The sequence below is a fragment of the Mesorhizobium sp. M0207 genome (assembly GCF_040321995.1).
Classification (GTDB): domain Bacteria; phylum Pseudomonadota; class Alphaproteobacteria; order Rhizobiales; family Rhizobiaceae; genus Mesorhizobium.
The window spans coordinates 83,372-100,864 of record NZ_JAMYSQ010000017.1 but is presented as its reverse complement, the minus strand read 5'-3'; the positions used below and the strand labels follow the sequence as shown (position 1 = coordinate 100,864).

At 62.8% G+C, this 17,493-nt stretch carries 19 protein-coding genes; 10 read left to right on the top strand and 9 right to left on the bottom strand.

Annotated features, from left to right (window positions below):
- The first annotated feature begins 50 nt into the window (after nucleotides 1-50).
- From NKJ15_RS21805 to NKJ15_RS21795, 3 genes are all read left to right on the top strand, one after another.
- The gene (locus tag NKJ15_RS21805; RefSeq protein WP_352541624.1) at nucleotides 51-2,252 is read left to right on the top strand and encodes an RNA degradosome polyphosphate kinase; all 2,202 of its coding nucleotides are present in this window, start codon (nucleotides 51-53) and stop codon (nucleotides 2,250-2,252) included.
- The gene (ppx, locus tag NKJ15_RS21800) at nucleotides 2,252-3,784 is read left to right on the top strand and encodes an exopolyphosphatase (RefSeq protein WP_352817514.1); all 1,533 of its coding nucleotides are present in this window, start codon (nucleotides 2,252-2,254) and stop codon (nucleotides 3,782-3,784) included. The genes NKJ15_RS21805 and ppx overlap by 1 nt, the downstream gene beginning before the upstream one ends.
- A gap of 63 nt (nucleotides 3,785-3,847) precedes the next feature.
- A complete protein-coding gene (locus NKJ15_RS21795) occupies nucleotides 3,848-4,471 on the top strand; it encodes a hypothetical protein (RefSeq protein WP_352588586.1) in 624 nt (207 codons plus the stop codon).
- A gap of 18 nt (nucleotides 4,472-4,489) precedes the next feature.
- Here the strand turns inward: NKJ15_RS21795 and NKJ15_RS21790 are convergent, their stop codons facing one another.
- From NKJ15_RS21790 to NKJ15_RS21770, 5 genes are all read right to left on the bottom strand, one after another.
- Nucleotides 4,490-4,903, bottom strand: coding sequence for a DoxX family protein (locus NKJ15_RS21790; protein WP_352588583.1), 414 nt, complete (start codon nucleotides 4,901-4,903; stop codon nucleotides 4,490-4,492).
- A 140-nt stretch (nucleotides 4,904-5,043) separates the two neighbouring features.
- Nucleotides 5,044-5,478, bottom strand: coding sequence for a DoxX family protein (locus NKJ15_RS21785; protein ID WP_352501902.1), 435 nt, complete (start codon nucleotides 5,476-5,478; stop codon nucleotides 5,044-5,046).
- Nucleotides 5,479-5,637: 159 nt separating this feature from the next.
- Nucleotides 5,638-7,035 (bottom strand): class II fumarate hydratase, encoded by a 1,398-nt coding sequence (fumC, locus tag NKJ15_RS21780; protein ID WP_352817510.1) that lies wholly within the window; start codon nucleotides 7,033-7,035, stop codon nucleotides 5,638-5,640.
- Between the two features lie 265 nt (nucleotides 7,036-7,300).
- Nucleotides 7,301-8,056, bottom strand: coding sequence for an SDR family NAD(P)-dependent oxidoreductase (locus tag NKJ15_RS21775; protein WP_352817508.1), 756 nt, complete (start codon nucleotides 8,054-8,056; stop codon nucleotides 7,301-7,303).
- Between the two features lie 114 nt (nucleotides 8,057-8,170).
- Nucleotides 8,171-8,953, bottom strand: a complete 783-nt coding sequence (locus tag NKJ15_RS21770; RefSeq protein ID WP_352817505.1) for an NIPSNAP family protein — start codon at nucleotides 8,951-8,953, stop codon at nucleotides 8,171-8,173.
- A 150-nt stretch (nucleotides 8,954-9,103) separates the two neighbouring features.
- On the opposite strand from NKJ15_RS21770, the gene NKJ15_RS21765 reads away from it, so the two are divergent.
- Nucleotides 9,104-9,697 (top strand): TetR/AcrR family transcriptional regulator, encoded by a 594-nt coding sequence (locus tag NKJ15_RS21765; RefSeq protein WP_352817502.1) that lies wholly within the window; start codon nucleotides 9,104-9,106, stop codon nucleotides 9,695-9,697.
- 59 nt (nucleotides 9,698-9,756) lie between these two features.
- On the opposite strand, the gene NKJ15_RS21760 is transcribed toward NKJ15_RS21765, so the two are convergent.
- Nucleotides 9,757-10,350, bottom strand: a complete 594-nt coding sequence (locus tag NKJ15_RS21760; RefSeq protein ID WP_352817499.1) for a hypothetical protein — start codon at nucleotides 10,348-10,350, stop codon at nucleotides 9,757-9,759.
- A 119-nt stretch (nucleotides 10,351-10,469) separates the two neighbouring features.
- On the opposite strand from NKJ15_RS21760, the gene NKJ15_RS21755 reads away from it, so the two are divergent.
- Nucleotides 10,470-11,600 (top strand): metallophosphoesterase, encoded by a 1,131-nt coding sequence (locus NKJ15_RS21755; protein WP_352472656.1) that lies wholly within the window; start codon nucleotides 10,470-10,472, stop codon nucleotides 11,598-11,600.
- Nucleotides 11,601-11,663: 63 nt separating this feature from the next.
- Here NKJ15_RS21755 and NKJ15_RS21750 read toward each other — a convergent pair whose 3' ends face one another.
- Entirely contained in the window at nucleotides 11,664-11,843 is a 180-nt protein-coding gene (locus NKJ15_RS21750) for a CsbD family protein (protein ID WP_254820647.1), read from the bottom strand.
- Between the two features lie 147 nt (nucleotides 11,844-11,990).
- Here NKJ15_RS21750 and NKJ15_RS21745 point away from each other — a divergent pair, with 147 nt between their 5' ends.
- The gene (locus NKJ15_RS21745; protein WP_352541615.1) at nucleotides 11,991-12,659 is read left to right on the top strand and encodes a glutathione S-transferase family protein; all 669 of its coding nucleotides are present in this window, start codon (nucleotides 11,991-11,993) and stop codon (nucleotides 12,657-12,659) included.
- 83 nt (nucleotides 12,660-12,742) lie between these two features.
- Nucleotides 12,743-13,498, top strand: coding sequence for an SDR family NAD(P)-dependent oxidoreductase (locus NKJ15_RS21740; RefSeq protein ID WP_352817496.1), 756 nt, complete (start codon nucleotides 12,743-12,745; stop codon nucleotides 13,496-13,498).
- Between the two features lie 18 nt (nucleotides 13,499-13,516).
- On the opposite strand, the gene NKJ15_RS21735 is transcribed toward NKJ15_RS21740, so the two are convergent.
- A complete protein-coding gene (locus NKJ15_RS21735; RefSeq protein ID WP_352817494.1) occupies nucleotides 13,517-14,368 on the bottom strand; it encodes a LysR family transcriptional regulator in 852 nt (283 codons plus the stop codon).
- 97 nt (nucleotides 14,369-14,465) lie between these two features.
- Here NKJ15_RS21735 and NKJ15_RS21730 point away from each other — a divergent pair, with 97 nt between their 5' ends.
- Both NKJ15_RS21730 and NKJ15_RS21725 read left to right on the top strand, forming a co-directional pair.
- The gene (locus NKJ15_RS21730) at nucleotides 14,466-14,927 is read left to right on the top strand and encodes a RidA family protein (RefSeq protein ID WP_352817491.1); all 462 of its coding nucleotides are present in this window, start codon (nucleotides 14,466-14,468) and stop codon (nucleotides 14,925-14,927) included.
- A 66-nt stretch (nucleotides 14,928-14,993) separates the two neighbouring features.
- On the top strand, nucleotides 14,994-15,785 hold the full coding sequence (locus NKJ15_RS21725) for an SDR family oxidoreductase (RefSeq protein WP_352771814.1): 792 nt from the start codon (nucleotides 14,994-14,996) through the stop codon (nucleotides 15,783-15,785).
- A gap of 312 nt (nucleotides 15,786-16,097) precedes the next feature.
- Here the strand turns inward: NKJ15_RS21725 and imm45 are convergent, their stop codons facing one another.
- On the bottom strand, nucleotides 16,098-16,439 hold the full coding sequence (gene imm45 / locus NKJ15_RS21720; RefSeq protein ID WP_352771816.1) for an Imm45 family immunity protein: 342 nt from the start codon (nucleotides 16,437-16,439) through the stop codon (nucleotides 16,098-16,100).
- A gap of 689 nt (nucleotides 16,440-17,128) precedes the next feature.
- Between imm45 and NKJ15_RS21715 the strand changes: the two genes are divergently transcribed.
- The gene (locus tag NKJ15_RS21715; RefSeq protein WP_010915421.1) at nucleotides 17,129-17,338 is read left to right on the top strand and encodes a cold-shock protein; all 210 of its coding nucleotides are present in this window, start codon (nucleotides 17,129-17,131) and stop codon (nucleotides 17,336-17,338) included.
- The last annotated feature ends 155 nt before the right edge of the window (nucleotides 17,339-17,493 follow it).

The following is a 17,493-nucleotide window of genomic DNA, read 5'->3' as shown; positions in this document are numbered from 1 at the left end:
TAAGCCGGTTAAGGCTGTGCTCGTCGAACGGTGTGGGAAGAGCGGGAACCATGAACGAACTGAAGCCGGTGCAGAACGAATTCATCACCGTCGAGGCGGCGAGCCCCGAAGGCGGCAATCCCGATCGCTTCGTCAATCGCGAGTTTTCCTGGCTGCAATTCAACCGGCGCGTGCTCGAGGAATCGCTGAACGCCAATCACCCGCTGCTCGAGCGCGTTCGCTTCCTGTCGATATCGGCCGCCAACCTCGACGAGTTCTTCATGGTCCGCGTCGCTGGTCTTGCCGGCCAGGTGCGCGAAGGCATCGTGCTGAAGAGCCCGGATGGGCGCACTCCCGAGCAGCAGCTCGAACAATTGCTGCGCGAGGTCGAGCGCCTGCAGGAGGACCAGCAGAACAGCCTTTCGGCGCTGATGCTGCTGCTCGACAAACAAGGCATCGAAAGCATCACCCGCGATGGCCTGACCAAGGACGAGAAGACCTGGCTCGAGGACCATTTCCAGGAGCAGGTATTTCCGGTCCTGACGCCGCTGTCGATCGACCCGGCGCATCCGTTTCCGTTCATTCCCAATCTCGGTTTCTCGATGGCGCTGCAATTGCGCCATCGCAAGAACGGCGAGGAAATGAGCGCGCTTCTGCGCCTGCCGGTGGCACTGAGGCGCTTCATCCGTTTGCCGGATCGCAAGCATCATGTCCGCTTCATTCCACTCGAAGAGGCGGTCAGTCTCTATATCGGCAAGCTGTTCCCCGGCTATGAGGTCAAGGGCTCCGGCACGTTCCGCATCATCCGCGACAGCGATATCGAGGTCGAGGAAGAATCAGAGGATCTGGTGCGGCTGTTCGAGACGGCGCTGAAGCGCCGACGCCGCGGCTCGGTCATCCGCATCGAGTTCGACCGGCTGATGCCGGCCGAATTGCGCGATTTCGTCGCCGGCGAGCTCGGCGTCTCGGCAAGCCGCATCAGCGTGCTCACCGGTCCGCTGGCGCTCAGCCAGATCTCGGAGATCGTCGCCGTCGCCCGCGACGATCTGAAATTCACCCCCTACAATCCCCGCTTTCCCGAGCGCATCCGCGAGCATGGCGGCGATTGTTTTGCCGCGATCCGCGAGAAGGACATCATCGTCCACCATCCTTACGAATCTTTCGACGTGGTGGTGCAGTTCCTGCGCCAGGCAATGGCCGACCCGGAAGTGGTGGCGATCAAGCAGACGCTCTACCGCACCTCCAACGACAGCCCGATCGTACGCGCTCTGGTCGACGCCGCCGAGGCCGGCAAGTCGGTGACCGCGCTGGTCGAGCTCAAGGCGCGTTTCGACGAGGAAGCCAACATCCGCTGGGCGCGCGACCTCGAGCGCGCCGGCGTTCAGGTCGTCTTCGGCTTTCTCGAACTGAAGACCCATGCGAAGATGTCGCTGGTGGTGCGCCGCGAGGATGGCAGGCTGCGCAATTACGTGCATCTGGGCACCGGCAACTACCACCCGGTCACGGCACGCATCTACACCGACCTGTCCTTCTTCACCACCGATCCGACGATCGCGCGCGATGTCGCCCAGCTGTTCAACTTCATCACCGGCTATGCCGAGCCGGCCGAGCAGATGCGGCTGGCCATCTCGCCGTTTACGCTGCGCGACCGCATCCTCCAGCACATTTCGGATGAGATCAGCCACGCGCTGGAGGGCAGGCCGGCCCGCATCTGGATGAAGATGAACGCCTTGGTCGACCCGATCGTCATCGATGCGCTCTACGATGCCAGCCGCGCCGGCGTCGAGATCGATCTCGTCGTGCGCGGCATCTGCTGCCTGAGACCGCAGGTGCCCGGCCTATCGGAGAACATTAGGGTGAAGTCGATCGTCGGCCGTTTCCTCGAGCACAGCCGCATCTATTGCTTCGGCAACGGCCACGGCCTGCCCTCGGACGGGGCGATCGTCTATATCTCCTCGGCCGATCTGATGCCGCGCAATCTCGACCGCCGCGTCGAGACCATGGTGCCGATCACCAATCCAACTGTGCATGAGCAGGTGCTCGGCCAGATCATGCTCGGCAACATCATGGACAACCAGCAAAGTTTCGACGTATTGGCTGACGGAACCTCCCGGCGCGTTGTGCTGGAGGAGGGCGAGGAACCGTTCAACGCGCAGGAATATTTCATGACCAATCCGAGCCTGTCCGGACGGGGCGATGCGTTGAAGTCGCATGCGCCCAAGCGCATCGCGCAGTTCAAGCGCCGCAAGAAACAGAACGCAGCGACGGGCTGATGATTTCAGCGTCCCAGGGCCGGCTTCAGGACCGCCGACCGCTGTCCATCATCGATATCGGATCGAACTCGATCCGTCTTGTCATCTATGAAGGACTGGCGCGCTCGCCGACCTTGCTGTTCAACGAAAAGATGCTGGCCGGCCTCGGCCGCGGCATCGTTTCGACCGGAAAGCTCGATCCCGAGGCGGTGACGCGCTCGATGGAAGAGTTCCGCCGCTTCCGCGCGCTCTCCGACCAGGCCGGCGCCGAGCGCATATATGTGCTGGCGACCGCCGCCGCTCGCGAGGCCGTCAACGGCCCCGACTTCATCCACCGCGCCGAGGATGTGCTCAAGACCGAGATCCAGGTGCTGAGCGGCCGCGAGGAAGCCCATTATTCGGCGCTCGGCGTCATTTCCGGTTTCCATCCGGCCAACGGCATTGCCGGCGACCTTGGCGGCGGCAGCCTCGAGCTGATCGATATTGACGGTGAGACGATCGGTGACGGCATCACGCTGCCGTTGGGCGGCTTGCGCCTGCAGGACATGGCGAAGAACTCGCTGACCCAGGCGGCAAGGATCACGCGCGAGCAACTGGCGCGGGCGAAATTGCTGAAGGGCGGGCAGGGCAGGGCGTTCTACACGGTCGGCGGCACCTGGCGAAACCTCGCCCGGCTGCACATGGAAATGACCAACTACCCGCTCGGCGTCATGCACCATTACGAGATCGGCATCGAAAGCGCCGCGAACTTCCTCCGGCAGGTTGCCAAGGCCGAGATCGACAAGATCAAAGGCATCGAGGGCATCTCCAAGAACCGCCGCTCGCTGCTGCCCTATGGCGCCATCGTGCTGCAGGAGATCATGGCGGCGATGCAGCCGTCGAAGATCATCGTGTCGGCGCTGGGCGTGCGCGAGGGCTTTCTCTATTCGCTGCTCGACAAGGCCGAGCAGAAGGCCGATCCGCTGATCTCGGCGGCGGAAGAGCTTGCCCGCCTGCGCTCGCGCTCGGTCGACCACGCGCATGAGCTTGTCGAGTGGACCGGCAAGGCCTTCGCTGCCTTCGGCATCGACGAAACCAGGGACGAGGCGCGCTACCGCCACGCCGCCTGCCTGCTCGCCGATATCGGCTGGCGTGCCCATCCCGAATATCGCGGCAAGCAATCGCTCAACATCATCGCCCACGCCTCGTTCATCGGCGTCGACCATCCCGGCCGCGCCTTCCTGGCGCTTGTCAGCCTGTTTCGCCACGAGGGCGTGTTCAATGAAGCCGCGCCGGAAATCCGCGGGCTGGCGACGCCGCGCTATCTCGAGCGCGCCCGCGTCTTGGCGGCGCTGCTGCGCGTCGTCTATCTCCTGACGGCGGCAATGCCCGGCGTCATGCCGCGGCTGAAATGGGAAAACCGCGGCAATGGCGTGCTGGCGCTGGTGCTGCCGGCGTCGCTGTCCGACCTCTACGGCGAGCGGCCGGCCGGCCGGTTGGCACAGCTGGCAAAGGTCACCAACCGCCGGCTGGTGCTGGCGGTCGAGGGCGGGCCTAGTATTTCAGTGAAGTAGTTTCAGGCACGACGCCAATTGCATGTGGCAATTCGCTGCGAGCTCCACGCTTGGGAGAAGATCGTGAAATCCAGTCAAATCCTGCTGCTGCTTTCCATCCTGCCATTGTTGATTTTCGACGCGGCCAGAGCTCAGACGGTTTCCAAGGTTTCCGTTGCTGCAAAAGGCGCGTTTGAGTTTGACAAGAGTTATCCAAAAGCCGCAGACGGAAAAACACTGTTCAATTTGCTCACAGGTTTTCTAAAACCTAAAAGCGGGCAAAAGATAAACTATTTTGTATTTAGAATAAGCGACGAAATGATCAAATTTCAAAGATCGATTTCGATGAACACGTTTTATGCGGACGTTAATCTCTGTCCTGGCGCTGTCGATCGAACCGTGTCCGTTCATCAGCCCCTCGGCAACTTTCTTGAGCCTGTCGCGGGCCGAATCGACCTGTTGCCATACGTTAAGAGGGCAAGCCTGATCCAACTGCGCAACTACCTGTATGTCGCGATTGACAGCAATCTTCGGAGCTACTCCCCCAAGGGCGCAGATCAATATGGATATGAATGGTTGCCGATCGCGGTACAAAGCAGACAGGTTTGCCTGACCATCAGCGTCGGCCGAATGGGGCATGGGGGCTTCCTCTCTCAGCCCATAAACATAACCAGGCTTGCGGAGTTCGTCTTTCTCGACAGCAAATGAGCCGAGCCGGGCGGCAGCTTAGCCAGTCCCTGCAGCCATCCGGCCGTCGGCCGACCATGCACCCGCGCCAGCCATCGCCAGCGCCAGAAAACCGCCTGATATCGCGATGTCCTTCATCAGCATCTGCGAATGCATAAAGGTCAGCGTCGGATCGCCGCCGCCCTGGCCATAGTGGCCGATGAACGCTGTCGCGACGCAAAAGGCGGCGAGCAGCAGCGCCACGATCGGCGTCTTGAAGCCGACGAGGATTAGCAGCCCGGCGATCAGTTCGAACAGCCCGGTGCCCCAGGCAGCCAGCGTCGGCAGCGGCAGGCCAAGGCCGGCGAAATAGCCGGTCGTGCCGGCAATGTCGGTCAGCGCGTGGAAGCCGGACGGCACGAACAGTGCGGCGAACAGCAGTCGGGAAAGCAAAAGCAGCGCATTGCGGGGCATGGTAACCTCCGTTGTCGGCCGGGTGGCCAAGAGCCCGATCCTAGCAGAATTCCGGTCAGCGGACCGACAGGCACAAACGACAACGAAAAAGGGGCGCGGAAAATTCCGCGCCCCTTTTGTTCAGGAAATGCTGGACTGCTTCAGCCGCGCTTGGCGTCGATCGAATACGCGCCTGGGCCCGAGGAGGCGAGCACGAGGAAGCCGCCGGCAATGCCGAGGTTCTTCATGAAATTGATCATCTGCATCTGATCGGCCCAGCCCGTGTGGGCAACCAGCGCGGTGGCGACGGTGAAGATCGCCATTACCCAGCCGACGATCCGGGTCTGGAAGCCGACGAGGATGGCCAGGCCGCCAAGCAGTTCGATAAGGCCGACGACAATGGCGGTCACCATCGGCAGCGGCAGGCCAAGGCTGCCGAAATAGCCGGCGGTGCCGGCAATCGCCGTCAGCTTGCCGAAACCGGAAAGCAGGAAGATGACCGAAAGCAGGATGCGGCCGAGCAGGATCGTGCCCGAGGCGCCGGCGGCGGTGCCGGAACCGGCAAACGAAGTATTGGCGGACGTGTTGGTGGACATGCGTAACTCTCCAGAAGGGTTTGGCCAAACGGCTTGGGATACCCGTCTAGTTAGCGCAGGCCGACTGTTCACCAAAGATGCCAGATTGGTTACGGATTGTTCACCAAGGTAACGTTTTCGCGATCAACATGGGTGTTGAGATCCAGGCATATCAACGCCCTAGCCTGGATGCGTCATGTCCTCCGGCCGCACCAGCCGCTCATAATCGGCTTCGCTGACCAGCCCGGTGGCCAGCGCTTCCTGGCGCAGCGTGGTGCCGTTCTTGTGCGCCGCCTTGGCGATCTTGGCGGCGTTGTCATAGCCGATCGTCGGCGCAAGCGCCGTCACCAGCATCAGCGAACGGTCGAGTGCTGCCTTGATGTTGTCTTCGCGGGCCTCGATGCCGACGACGCAATTGTCGGTGAACGACACGGAAGCGTCGGCCAGCAGCTGTACCGATTGCAGGAAACAATAGGCCATCAGCGGATTGTATACGTTGAGCTCGAAATGGCCCTGACTGCCGGCGAAGCTGATCGCCGCATTGTTGCCGAACACCTGCACGCAAACCTGCGTCATCGCCTCGCATTGGGTCGGATTGACCTTGCCCGGCATGATCGAGGAGCCCGGTTCGTTTTCCGGCAGCGACAATTCGCCGAGGCCCGAACGCGGGCCGGAGCCGAGCAGGCGGATGTCGTTGGCGATCTTGAACAGCGCCGCCGCGCAGGCATTGATAGCGCCGTGCGAGAAGACCATGGAATCATGCGCGGCCAGCGCCTCGAACTTGTTCGGCGCGGTGACGAAATCGATGCCGGTGATCGCGGCGATGCGCGCCGCCACCTTTTCGGCGAAACCGACCGGCGCGTTGAGACCGGTGCCGACCGCGGTGCCGCCCTGTGCTAGCTCCTGCAGGCCGGGCAGGGTCATCTCGATGCGCTTGACCGATGAGGCGACCTGCGCCGCGTAGCCCGAGAATTCCTGGCCGAGCGTCAGCGGCGTCGCGTCCTGGGTGTGGGTGCGGCCGATCTTGACGATGTGGGCGAAAGCCCTGGTCTTGGCCTCGAGTGCCGTATGCAAATGTCTTAGCGCCGGTAGCAGGTCGTGAGTGATGCGCTCGGCGCAGGCGATGTGCATGGCGGTCGGATAGGTGTCGTTCGACGACTGGCTCATGTTGACGTGGTCGTTGGGATGCACCGGCTTCTTCGATCCCATGACGCCGCCCAAAAGCTCGATCGCCCGGTTGGAAATCACCTCATTGGCGTTCATGTTGGACTGGGTGCCTGAGCCTGTCTGCCAGACGACCAGCGGGAAATGCTCGTTCAGCTTGCCGTCGATGACCTCCTGCGAGGCCTCGACGATGGCCTTGCCGATCGCCGGATCGAGCCGCTTCAGCTCCATATTGGCCTCCGCTGCCGCCCGCTTGACGATGCCCAGCGCCCGCACGATCGACGCCGGCTGTTTCTCCCAGCCGATCTTGAAATTGGCAAGCGAACGCTGCGCCTGCGCGCCCCAATAGCGGTCGGCGGCGACCTCGATGGGACCGAACGTGTCGGTTTCGGTTCTGGTCTCTGGCGCGCTCACGAAGTCTCTCCGGTTTGCAATTTGCAAACGGCGTATCGCGTTGCACAAATGCCTTCAAGCGGAGATTGCGGGTGACGGGAATGCAAATCGGTTGAAGGTGCTGGCAATCTCCCCACTTGAGGGGGAGATGTCGCCGAAGGCGACAGAGGGGGGGCGGTAGGTCTTGACGCAACTCCCATAGCGGACGGAACAGGCTGGTGTTCCACGCGAGACGACCCCCTCTGGCCTGCCGGCCATCTCCCCCTCGAGGGGGGAGATCGCAACCTTACCCCGCCGTGTATCCTCCATCCACGGCGAAGATTCCGCCGCTGGTCCTTGCCGCTTCGTCGCTGGCGAGATAGACCGCGATGCCGGCAAGGTCGCTGGTCCGGCCGATGCGGCCGAGCGGATAGCTGCGCTCGACATAGGCCTTGAGCTCGGCTTGCGCGGCCTCAGGCAGGTTTTCGATCGACCTGCGCCGCATCGCTGTGTCGACCGTGCCGGGCGCGATCGCGTTGACCCTTATGCGCGGCCCGAGCTCGAAGGCGAGCGACTTGGTCAGCGAATTGAGCGCGCCCTTCGACAGCGAATAGAGGCTGGACGGCCGCTTCGGGATCATCTTGTGCGCGAAATAGGACGAGATGTTGATCACCGAAGCCGCACCCGGCGCGAGATGCGGCAACAGCCGTTGGGTGAGAAAGAATACCGCCGTGACGTTGAGCGCGAATGACTGCTGGAACTGGTCCTCGCTGACGGTCTCGAACGGCACAAGGAACGCTACGCCGGCATTGTTGACGAGGATATCGACAGGTGGGCCGCGCCTGGCATGCTCGACCACGGCATCGATGCCGGCGCTGGCCGACAGGTCGGCCGACAGCGTGTCGACATTATTCCCGAGCTGCTTGCGGGCGGCGTCGAGTTTTTTGCCGTCGCGGCCGACGATCAGCACGTCCGCGCCTTCGCGCAAGAAAGCCTCGGCGATTGCCAGCCCGATCCCGTCCGAGCCGCCGGTGACCAGTGCCCGTTTGCCGCCTAGTCTCATCCAACACTCCCGCGCATTGCCGTCTTCCGCCGGCGGCATGAACCCCAGAGCAGCGCTGCCTGCACTCCGGGTCAAGTCGCCTGCCTATCCCAGCGTATGAAACTTCGCCTCGTCTCACCGCCCAAGCAGCGATTGTGAGGTTGGCGACAGCCGCAAAGTCTCAGTCGGCTTGGCCATACGTGACTGCACGCTCTGCTCGAACACTTGCCACTCCGGGGAGGCAGCCAAGGCTGCCTCGTGGCGGGCATGTGCATCGGCGCTGGCGAAACCGGTGATGCTGATGAAGACGTTTTCGCTGGCCCGCACCGGCAACCGCGGAAAGCTGTTTTCGGCATGCTCGGTAACGAAGGCGGCGAGCGGCGACGCGCCAAATGCGGCGAGCACCGGAAGGGCCGCGGTCTGGAAGTCATTGGCGAAACGGGCTTCCAGGCCCGGTTGCAAATGATGAATCCTGATGACAACAATTGCCTGCAAATCGCTGCCTGCGCACGGTTTTTCGAGGTCCGCCTGGGGTAATCGTAGTGATCCCGAGAGGTCTAGGCCGGCGCCTGGCCAGGCCGGCTTCAGCAGCAGCACGTCGTCAGAATCGATCATCGTGGCGTTGGCGGCGTCGCGCCAGGCAGTCCAGACCGGCCCGTCATAGAAGGCGGTCAGAGCGTTTTTCCGCGCTTCCATACCGTCGAAGCCGCGCAGCCAGACGAACATATCCGGCCGGTCGAGATCGCGGAACTGGCCGATGATGGTCATCCCCGCGGTTTCCTGGCCCTCGATCAGGTGATTGTCGAAGATGCCGATCAGCGTCTCGCGCCTGCCAGGCTTCAGCGTGTATTGCCTGAGTTCGACAACGGGCGAGGCGAGCATATCGGATTTAGATTCGACGTTCAAAGGCAGGTTCATTGCGCGATCTCCAAAACAGGACAGTCATCCTGTTTTACAAAACAGACCGGTTGTCCTGTTTTGTCAATCTGCTATCGTGTGAAGATGTCAGCAGAGATATCCGCTCGCCCAAGGTCGCGGGCTCAAAAACGCACCAACGACCCCGAAGGCATGCGCAAAAAGGTGCTCGATGTCGCCGAGGAGGCGTTTCAGGCACGCGGCTATCATGCGTCCAGCATGGGCGACCTGATGGCGACGGCGGGCGTCACCGGCGGCGCGCTGCACCACCATTTCCCAACCAAGAAGGCGCTGGCGCTCGCAGTGATCGAGGAGCGGGTCGCCGCCGCCGTAGAAGAGACATGGATCGCGCCGGTGCGGATGGCTCCCTCAGCGCGCGAGGGCGTGCGCTCCGTGTTCGCGGCCATCGCGGCGGAGCTGGAGCGGCAGGGATTCGTGCGCGGCTGCCCGCTCAACAACCTGGCGCATGAACTGTCGCTTGCCGATCCGGATTTCCGCATTGCCCTTGCCAGCATTTTTTCTACCTGGCGTCAGGCGATCGCCGACAAGGTCAGGGCCGACCAGCAGGCGGGCCGGGAGCAGGGCATCGATCCGCAGCGCTTCGCGTCGCTGGCTGTCGCCACCTATTCCGGCGCCATGTCGATGGCCAAGACCGCGCAGGACGCAAGCGTGCTGCGCGATTGCCTGATGGCATTGGAACAGGGAGTCACGAGGCGACGTCGCAGGATACTGCACAGGGCGCTTTAACGCTGGCAGGACAGAGGCCGCAGTCGCTGATATCGCGACCGAGGCGGGAGGCCGAGCTCTTAATTCGGCAGCGGCTTGATCAGCTCGTAGCCGACCACGCTTTCGGCGCTAGTGCCCTCGTCATAGCGCCTGGCCACAACTGCCTGCAGGTCGGGTGCGTAAAGCGCGGTGAACTCGTCTCGCGTCTCGCCGGCCTCGCTCCTGATCGTCTGCTTGACCGCGAGTACGGAGTATTTGCAATCACCCAGGCTGAACGTCTCCTTGCCCTTGACGTTCATCTCCAGCGTCTCGGTGCCCTTCGGCGGCTTGTTCGGTGCAAGACGGGCAAACACGATCTTGCTCTTGGCACCCGCCTTCAGCGGGAACACCTTCCTGAGATCGGAAAACGGGATCATCGCCAGCTGCCCCGTGCTGCTGTCGCGAAACACCTCGATCAGCCCGCCGAACAGGTACTGCGACTGCGGCGATTGCGACTGGTATTTGTTGGCAACCGCCACCATTCCGCCCGCCGCCGGGCGAAATTCGCTGTGGATGCCGGGCCTTTCGAGAATGAAGCCGGCCTTGGCCGATTTGGCGTCGATGCACCCGGCGCCATGCGCTGCGCTCGTCACCGCCAGAATCGCCATTGTCATGCCGATGGATGTAGCTTTCATGGCGTCCTCCTTTGCCCGCGCAAGTTGAATGCCGAAAGCAATGCCAGACCTGGGAGAACGTGTCGACATACTTTACGAGCAACTGGACTGCCGGTCCCCGTCGTGCTGAATTTTAGCGCATGATGCATCGCATTCCCGCCCGGCCGGTTTCCCGGCGCAGGTTCCTGATGCAGGCAGCGGGCCTTGCCGCGGCCGGCGCCGTTTCGCACCCGGCCTTCGGCCAGACCGGCCAGCGCATCCCGCCGATCGACGCCACCTTCTTGTTTATCGCCGATGTCCATGCCTGCCGCACGGCGAACGGATTGAGCCCGCATTGCGAGCAGGAGGGCAAGACCGACGCTGCCTTGCTGCGCAACGTCGCCGCACTCAACGGCGTCGGCGACAGGCAATGGCCGGCTGAAATCGATGGCGTTGCCACCGGCCTGCGCTCGACGGGCAACATCGGCACGCCGCTCGGCCTGGTCGTTGGCGGCGACATCACCGATGATGGCGGCGGCCAGATCACCCAGCCCAGCGAGGGCACGCAACTGCTTCAGTTCAGCCAGCGCTACCAGCAAGGCGTCGGCCCCGACCGCGTGCACATGCCGGTCTATGTCGGCCTCGGCAACCACGACCTCGACCAGAACGGCCCGCGCTCGCATGTCGACTGGTACCGCCGCGAAATGCGCGACTACGTCGAGGTCAACCACCGCCCCGGCGTGTTCTTCAAGCCGCCTGCGCCGGCGACCGACTACGATGTCGGGACCGATTGCTATTCATGGGATTGGGGCGGCTTGCATCTTGTCCAGACGCACCGTTTCGCCGGCGATACCGGCCATGGCGCCACCAGCAGCCTGCCATGGCTGAAGCAGGACCTGGCAACCTATGCCGGCGACGGCCGCCCGGTCATCCTGTTCCAGCATTATGGCTGGGATACTTTTTCGATCGAAAGATGGGACGCCGCCGAGAAAACCTTCGACGACGGCGGCAAGGGTCCGCCCCACTGGTGGAGCGAAGCCGACAGGCAGGCGCTGCTGGCTGTGCTGAAGGGTTACAACGTCGTCGGCATCTTCCATGGCCACCAGCACGCGACGCCGATGATCTACCACCGTGACGGGGTCGACTTGTTCAAGCCGAAGGCCGCCTTCATGGGCGGCTTTGCGTTGGCGCGGGTGACGGGAAACAGCATGGATGTGGTGCTGGGCGAAGCCGCCGGAGATCATGGCGAGGTCACCTTCACCAATGCATACAGCAAAAGCCTGACTTTCTGACGGGCAGGAGAGGGCCAAAAAAGGCGGCCGAGCCGCCTCTTCCTGGTTCACGAAGGGCCGGCGTCAAAGCGCCTTCTTCACCTTGTCCTTCACGTCGCCGTAAGCCTTCTGCATCTTGCCGGTGGCCTTGTCGACGTCGCCTTCGGCCTCGGTGCGCCTGTTGCCGGTGGCCTTGCCGGCGGTCTGCTTGACCGAGCCCTTGGCTTGCTTGGCAACGCCGGCAACCTGATCCTTGTTCACCATCTCGCATCTCCTGGACCGTTCGCCTGGAGAAACGGTCGCGGATCGCTTAGGTTCCGGCTTCTGCCCGTCGATTGGGATAGCTTCCGGCCGCGAAGCCGACAGGATAGGGTGCACCAGAACGCCCGAACAGACAGGGCCGGAGGGACAATGGCTGAATTCACGCTCTTCATCGGCAACAAGTGTTTTTCGTCGTGGTCACTGCGGCCGTGGCTGGCGATGAAGCATCTGGAGATCCCGTTCGAGGAAGGTCTTGTGCGCCTGCGCACGCCCGAGACCGCGGCCAATCTGGCCAGGATATCGCCGACCGGCCAGGTGCCGGTGCTGAACCATCGGCTGCCGAATGGCGAGGTCCGGATCGTCTGGGAAACCCTTGCCATCCTTGAATATCTTGCTGAGCTGTTTCCCGAGAAAAAGCTCTGGCCGGCCGACATCGGCGCCCGCGCGCTGGCCCGCTCGGCGGCGACAGAGATGCATTCCGGCTTTCGCGAGGTCCGCTATGGCTGGCCGATGAATTTGCGCCGGCCGAAAGGCCACAAGCCGCTCGACGCCGAAGGTGAGGCGCAACGGGCGCGCATCGAAGGGCTATGGCGCGAATGCCGCGAAAAATACGGCAAAGGCGGGCCGTTTCTGTTTGGCCGTTTCACCGCGGCCGATGCCATGTACGCGCCGGTCGTCACCCGCTTCGACACCTATGGTGGCACGCTGGCGCCCGACACCCGCGCCTATGTCGACGCCGTGCTTTCGATACCGGCGATGCGCCACTGGTATGCCGAGGCGGCGAAAGAGCCTTGGCCGGAGCCCGGCCCAGACGAATAGAGCCGAGCAACCGGCAAGCTGGTCTTCCACTTCGCGGCCCGCGGCCTATCTGAAGATCGGGCTGGGGCCTTGGAGACTTCACAATGACATCTGTTTCTTCCGCACTGGCCGGCAAAGTCGCACTCGTCACCGGCGCCTCCTCGGGCATCGGCGAGGCAACGGCTGTGGCGCTCGCAACCGCCGGGGCCAAGGTGGCGATTGCCGCACGCCGCGCCGATCGTCTCGAAGCGCTAGCCTTACGTATCGAAAAGGCCGGCGGCACGGCGCTCCGCATCGAGGCCGACGTCACCAGCAACGACGATGTCACCGCCATGGTCGACAAGGTTGTCACCGAATGGGGCCGCCTCGACATACTCGTCAACAATGCCGGGGTGATGCTTCTGTCGCCGGCCGCCGAGGCGTTGCTCGACGACTGGCGCCGCATGATCGAGCTCAACCTGCTGGCGCTGATGGGCGTCACCAAGGCGGCGCTGCCGCATCTCAGGGCCGCCAAGGGTCACATCGTCAATGTCTCGTCGATCGCCGGCCGCGTCGCCAATCCCGGCGCCAGCGGCTATGCCGCAACCAAGTTCGGTGTCGTCGGCTTTTCCGAATCGCTGCGCCGCGAAGTCTACGCCGACAAGGTTCGCGTCACCGTCATCGAGCCTGGCCTGGTGCGCACAGAGCTCGGCGACCACATCACCAATCCGGCGTTCAAGGCTGATCTGGATAAGCGGCTTGCCGCCATGGAGGCGCTGACCGCCGAGGACATCGCCGCGGCCATTTTCTACGCCGTGAGCCAGCCGGCACATGTCAACGTCAACGAGATCGTCATCCGCCCGACCGACCAGGAACGGTGAACGGCGTCAGATATTTCGCTACGCTTCGAATCCCGCTCGCAGGAAATCGCCACACTCCTCGACCAGCCGCGACGGGTCCCTCGCGAGATAGAGGCCGAAATCCGCCATCGCCGCCGGCGGCAGGTTGAAGCGTCCGTTGAGGCTTTGGCAGTCGGGCGGCAGTCCTTCTTGCAGCAGAAGCCCGATGCCGAGCCCGGCCCTCAGCGCCGAGATCAGCGTCGCGAAGGTCGACACGCGGCAGCCGATCTTCCAGCCGATCCCGGCCTCGGCGAGCGAGGCCAGCATTCTGTCCTGCCAGGAGCAGGCGCCTTCGAAGATGATCAGCGGAAGCTCGACCTCGTCATCGATCTCGATCATGCGGCTTGCCGCCCAGACCAGCTGTCGTGACACATGGCCTCGCGGCGCCATTGTGAAGCGCGCCGGATCGGCCATGACGATGTCGCATCTTCCTTCGCCCAGCGACTTGCTGAGATCGCTGCTGCTGGCCGACGTCAGCTCGATCTCCACGGAAGGATGCCGGCGGCGGAATTCGGCGATGATCAACGGCAGCCGCGTTATCGCCAAATCCTCGACGATGCCCAGCCGGACACGGCCGACCAGCCTGCGGCCTTCTATCTCGCGCCTGGCATCGTCACCGATCGCGATGGCCTTGCGGGCGAAGGCGAGCAGGATCTCGCCGGCCTCGGTCAGCGTCACGCCGCGCGGCGAGCGGCGCAGCAGCTCGGCGCCGACTTCACCTTCGAGGCGCTGAAGCTGCATGCTCACCGCCGCCTGCGTGCGGGCAAGCCGATCGGCGGCCCGGCTCACCGTTCCCGTATCGGCCACGGTGACGAAGGCGCGCAGCAGCCGGACGTCGATATCTCCGGTCATAAGAATTCCTGATAGCTGTGTCAGCACTATCAGGCTATCCGAAAGCCCGATCTGAATTCAAGGTCCGCTCGCACGAATGAAAACAGGAGCAGCCACCTTGCCCTACAGAAGAAGATTTGAGGAGTTCGGTGTCGCCTGGCCGTCGCTCGATCGGCCTGCTTTGCCGTTCTCGCCGACGGCTCGGGTCGCCGACATCGTCTATGTCTCCGGTCAGATCCCCGAGATCGGGCAGGAGATCGCTGCGATCGGCCAAGTCGGCGCAGAGATCGATCTGCCCGCGGCCCGGAACGCCGCCCGGCTCTGCGCGGCCAACATCGTCTATTGGCTGGACAAGGAATTGGACGGCAATCTCGACCGCGTCGTGAAATTCGCCAAGCTGACCGTCTATGTGAACGCGGCGGCCGGCTTTGCGGCCTATTCGGAGGTCGGCAACGGAGCATCCGAATTTCTGCTCCATGTTTTCGGCGAGCGTGGCGAGCATGCCCGCTGCTCGCTCGGCATGGCCGGCTTGCCGGCCAATGTTCCGGTCGAAGCCGACGCCATTGTGCATGTCCGCTGATGCACGCCCAAAGCATGCACTCGGGCCTGATCCGAGAGTGCGCAGCGAAACCAGGGGAGGCTTGGCTTGATTAGCGCAAATCTTGAGGGGCGGAAGGCGCTTGTCCTCGGCGGAGGCAAGGGCCTCGGTTTCGGCGTTGCCGAAGCGCTCGCGGCGAAAGGCGCCGAGATCATCCTGGTCGGACGCGGGAAGGAGACCCTGGATGCGGCGCGGTGCGCGATCGAGTCCGCCAGCCCCGTCTGCTCGACCTTCAGCGCCGATCTTTCCGACAACGACAGCGTCTCCCGGCTGATCCGTGCCATCGAGGACGAGCATCAGCGGATCGACATCGTCCTGCTCAATGGCGGCGGCCCGCCGCCCTTCGCGGCCAGCGTCTTCGATGCGAGCGTCTGGGAAAAGCAGTTCACCAGCATGGTGCTGAGCCAGATGCGCATCGCCATTTCTTTCCTGCCAGGCATGCGGGCACGGCGCTGGGGACGCATCATCGCCGTTTCCTCCACGTCCGTCCGCGAGCCGATCCCCGGGCTTACCGCTTCGAACGCGCTGCGTGCGTCGCTCGCCGGCTGGGCCAAGACGCTGGCCGGCGAAGTGGCGGCGGACGGCGTCACGGTCAACCTGTTGCTGCCGGGCCGTTTTGCGACGGACCGGACGAAACAGTTCGACGCGATGGACGCCGCCGACAGGGGTGTCGACGCTGCTGTGATCGCCGCCGAGAGTCAGGCCGAAATCCCGGCAAAGCGCTACGGCACGCCCGCTGAATTCGGCGCCGTTGCCGCATTCCTGGCCAGCGCCGCCGCCGCCTATGTCACCGGCGTGGCGTTGCCGGTGGATGGCGGGCTCAGCCGCGGCATGCTGTGAGGAGCAGGGGCAGCGGCGCGAATGGTCGCATCACACAGGAACGCCCCTCGTGCCTTTTATCTGCGCGGGGGGCGTCCTGTTTGTCGTCCGCCTTTTCTCAAGATCGCTCTTTCGAGAACGGCTTTCGACACCGAAGAAAATGCTCCGGCGCCAAAATGGTTCCCGGCTAAGTGGCTTCGGCTCGCCCGGCTTTCGCTCTCCAATATGCCTGCACGGGCAGTCGCGGCGCCCTCGGCGAGTGTGACAAATCGGTAGTGTCTCAGTTTGAATTTTCAGAATTGGGCGGAAGGCTGCCCGACATGTCAAAGGGCATCACTCGTCTGGCAGCCGCTCCGGCCGCACTGGCGCCTCCTTGGATACCCAAACTTGGCTTGGAATAGAATGACCGATCCATTCGCGCCAATGCGAGGCGAGCCACTTGGGCGATATTGCCACTGCCCCTTCTGCCTTCGCTTCTTTTGGCAGGTAAACGAGCACGTGACCTGCGCCATAGCCGCTGCACCGTACAAGACCCAGACCTGATGCCTCAGACGTTTCAAACAGCATGTACTCTCGGATTTCCTCTACTGGAGTTCGAGCGCGGAAGCGGAACACCGCGCCACGGTAGAGGAGATCGTTTTCCCCTAGTGAACTAAGGGTGGTCCAAGTCAGCATCCTGCCCCTAGACTTCGCCGGTGTTCTTCTTGTATGGGCCCGCGCGACCCGGCTTCGGCGCAACGGCGTCCATCTTCTCGCAAAGATCGGCCATTGACCAGAGCGCCTCGGACTGCCGCCATGGCTGGCGACGTCCTATGCGTCTTATAAATGTGAATGAAGTTGATGCGGACTGCATTGCCGATCACGTCGGCCGGGCGCTTCTGGCCTTTAGGTCCGGTCGGCATTGTTCAAGTCCGCCAACTCGGCTTCTGCCTCAGCTAGCTCCGCTTTATATTCGGCGATCTTCTCAGGCGTTGGTTCCCATATTTCCGGGTCACCCATTGTCAGAGCGCGGATCATAGCAGTTGCCGCAGTTACCCGCGCTTCCGCCGCCTGTCGCAGGAGCGAATTCACAAGGTCGTTCGTTTCGTCTGGTTGCTCACTCATACGGCGAGCGTATAGGACAGAGCGTCGCAACGCGACAAGAGAGGCGTCAAATTTCAAACTGCGACACCACCGACAAATCAAAAAAATTGACACAGCGCGCAAAGAAGTCTATAAGAATTTTGTCGATATTTGTTTGACCGACTTTTGTTATCCGCGTGCTTAGGCGCGCCTTTGGCGAACTTCCCCCATCAAAATCGAGACAAACGTTGTTGTGCATCCGCATGACGGCGAACGAATATTTGCCATGGAAAGGGTTCGTTATGAGCACAGGCACAGTTAAATGGTTCAACGCCACCAAGGGTTTTGGTTTTATTCAGCCTGACGACGGTTCTGCCGACGTTTTCGTCCACATCTCAGCCGTCGAGCGCGCCGGAATGCGCGACATCGTCGAGGGCCAGAAGCTTGGCTACGAGATGGTCCGCGACAACAAGTCGGGCAAGATGTCCGCCGACCAGTTGAAGGCGGCCTAAAACGGAATTAAGCCTCACCGGTGACCACGGATGTACTGGCACCGGTGAATGGCAAATTCCAGCGCATGGTGGCGGGGAGGTTAAGTCCCCGCTCATGCGCATGAGAAGAACGTTTCCTTGCGCGTCTCTCGGGATGCGCAGGCGTTCTCATGGGA

Bases quoted from the DNA above. Each gene is read 5' to 3' on its own strand.
- NKJ15_RS21785 (WP_352501902.1), bottom strand. From the start codon at position 5,478: ATGTCCACCAACACGTCCGCCAATACTTCGTTTGCCGGTTCCGGCACC.
- NKJ15_RS21770 (WP_352817505.1), bottom strand. From the start codon at position 8,953: ATGAACCTGCCTTTGAACGTCGAATCTAAATCCGATATGCTCGCCTCG.
- NKJ15_RS21745 (WP_352541615.1), top strand. From the start codon at position 11,991: ATGGCTGAATTCACGCTCTTCATCGGCAACAAGTGTTTTTCGTCGTGG.
- ppx (WP_352817514.1), top strand. From the start codon at position 2,252: ATGATTTCAGCGTCCCAGGGCCGGCTTCAGGACCGCCGACCGCTGTCC.
- imm45 (WP_352771816.1), bottom strand. From the start codon at position 16,439: ATGCTGACTTGGACCACCCTTAGTTCACTAGGGGAAAACGATCTCCTC.
- NKJ15_RS21750 (WP_254820647.1), bottom strand. From the start codon at position 11,843: ATGGTGAACAAGGATCAGGTTGCCGGCGTTGCCAAGCAAGCCAAGGGC.
- NKJ15_RS21735 (WP_352817494.1), bottom strand. From the start codon at position 14,368: ATGACCGGAGATATCGACGTCCGGCTGCTGCGCGCCTTCGTCACCGTG.
- NKJ15_RS21755 (WP_352472656.1), top strand. From the start codon at position 10,470: ATGATGCATCGCATTCCCGCCCGGCCGGTTTCCCGGCGCAGGTTCCTG.
- NKJ15_RS21790 (WP_352588583.1), bottom strand. From the start codon at position 4,903: ATGCCCCGCAATGCGCTGCTTTTGCTTTCCCGACTGCTGTTCGCCGCA.
- NKJ15_RS21765 (WP_352817502.1), top strand. From the start codon at position 9,104: ATGCGCAAAAAGGTGCTCGATGTCGCCGAGGAGGCGTTTCAGGCACGC.
- NKJ15_RS21805 (WP_352541624.1), top strand. From the start codon at position 51: ATGAACGAACTGAAGCCGGTGCAGAACGAATTCATCACCGTCGAGGCG.
- NKJ15_RS21740 (WP_352817496.1), top strand. From the start codon at position 12,743: ATGACATCTGTTTCTTCCGCACTGGCCGGCAAAGTCGCACTCGTCACC.
- NKJ15_RS21715 (WP_010915421.1), top strand. From the start codon at position 17,129: ATGAGCACAGGCACAGTTAAATGGTTCAACGCCACCAAGGGTTTTGGT.
- NKJ15_RS21760 (WP_352817499.1), bottom strand. From the start codon at position 10,350: ATGAAAGCTACATCCATCGGCATGACAATGGCGATTCTGGCGGTGACG.
- NKJ15_RS21775 (WP_352817508.1), bottom strand. From the start codon at position 8,056: ATGAGACTAGGCGGCAAACGGGCACTGGTCACCGGCGGCTCGGACGGG.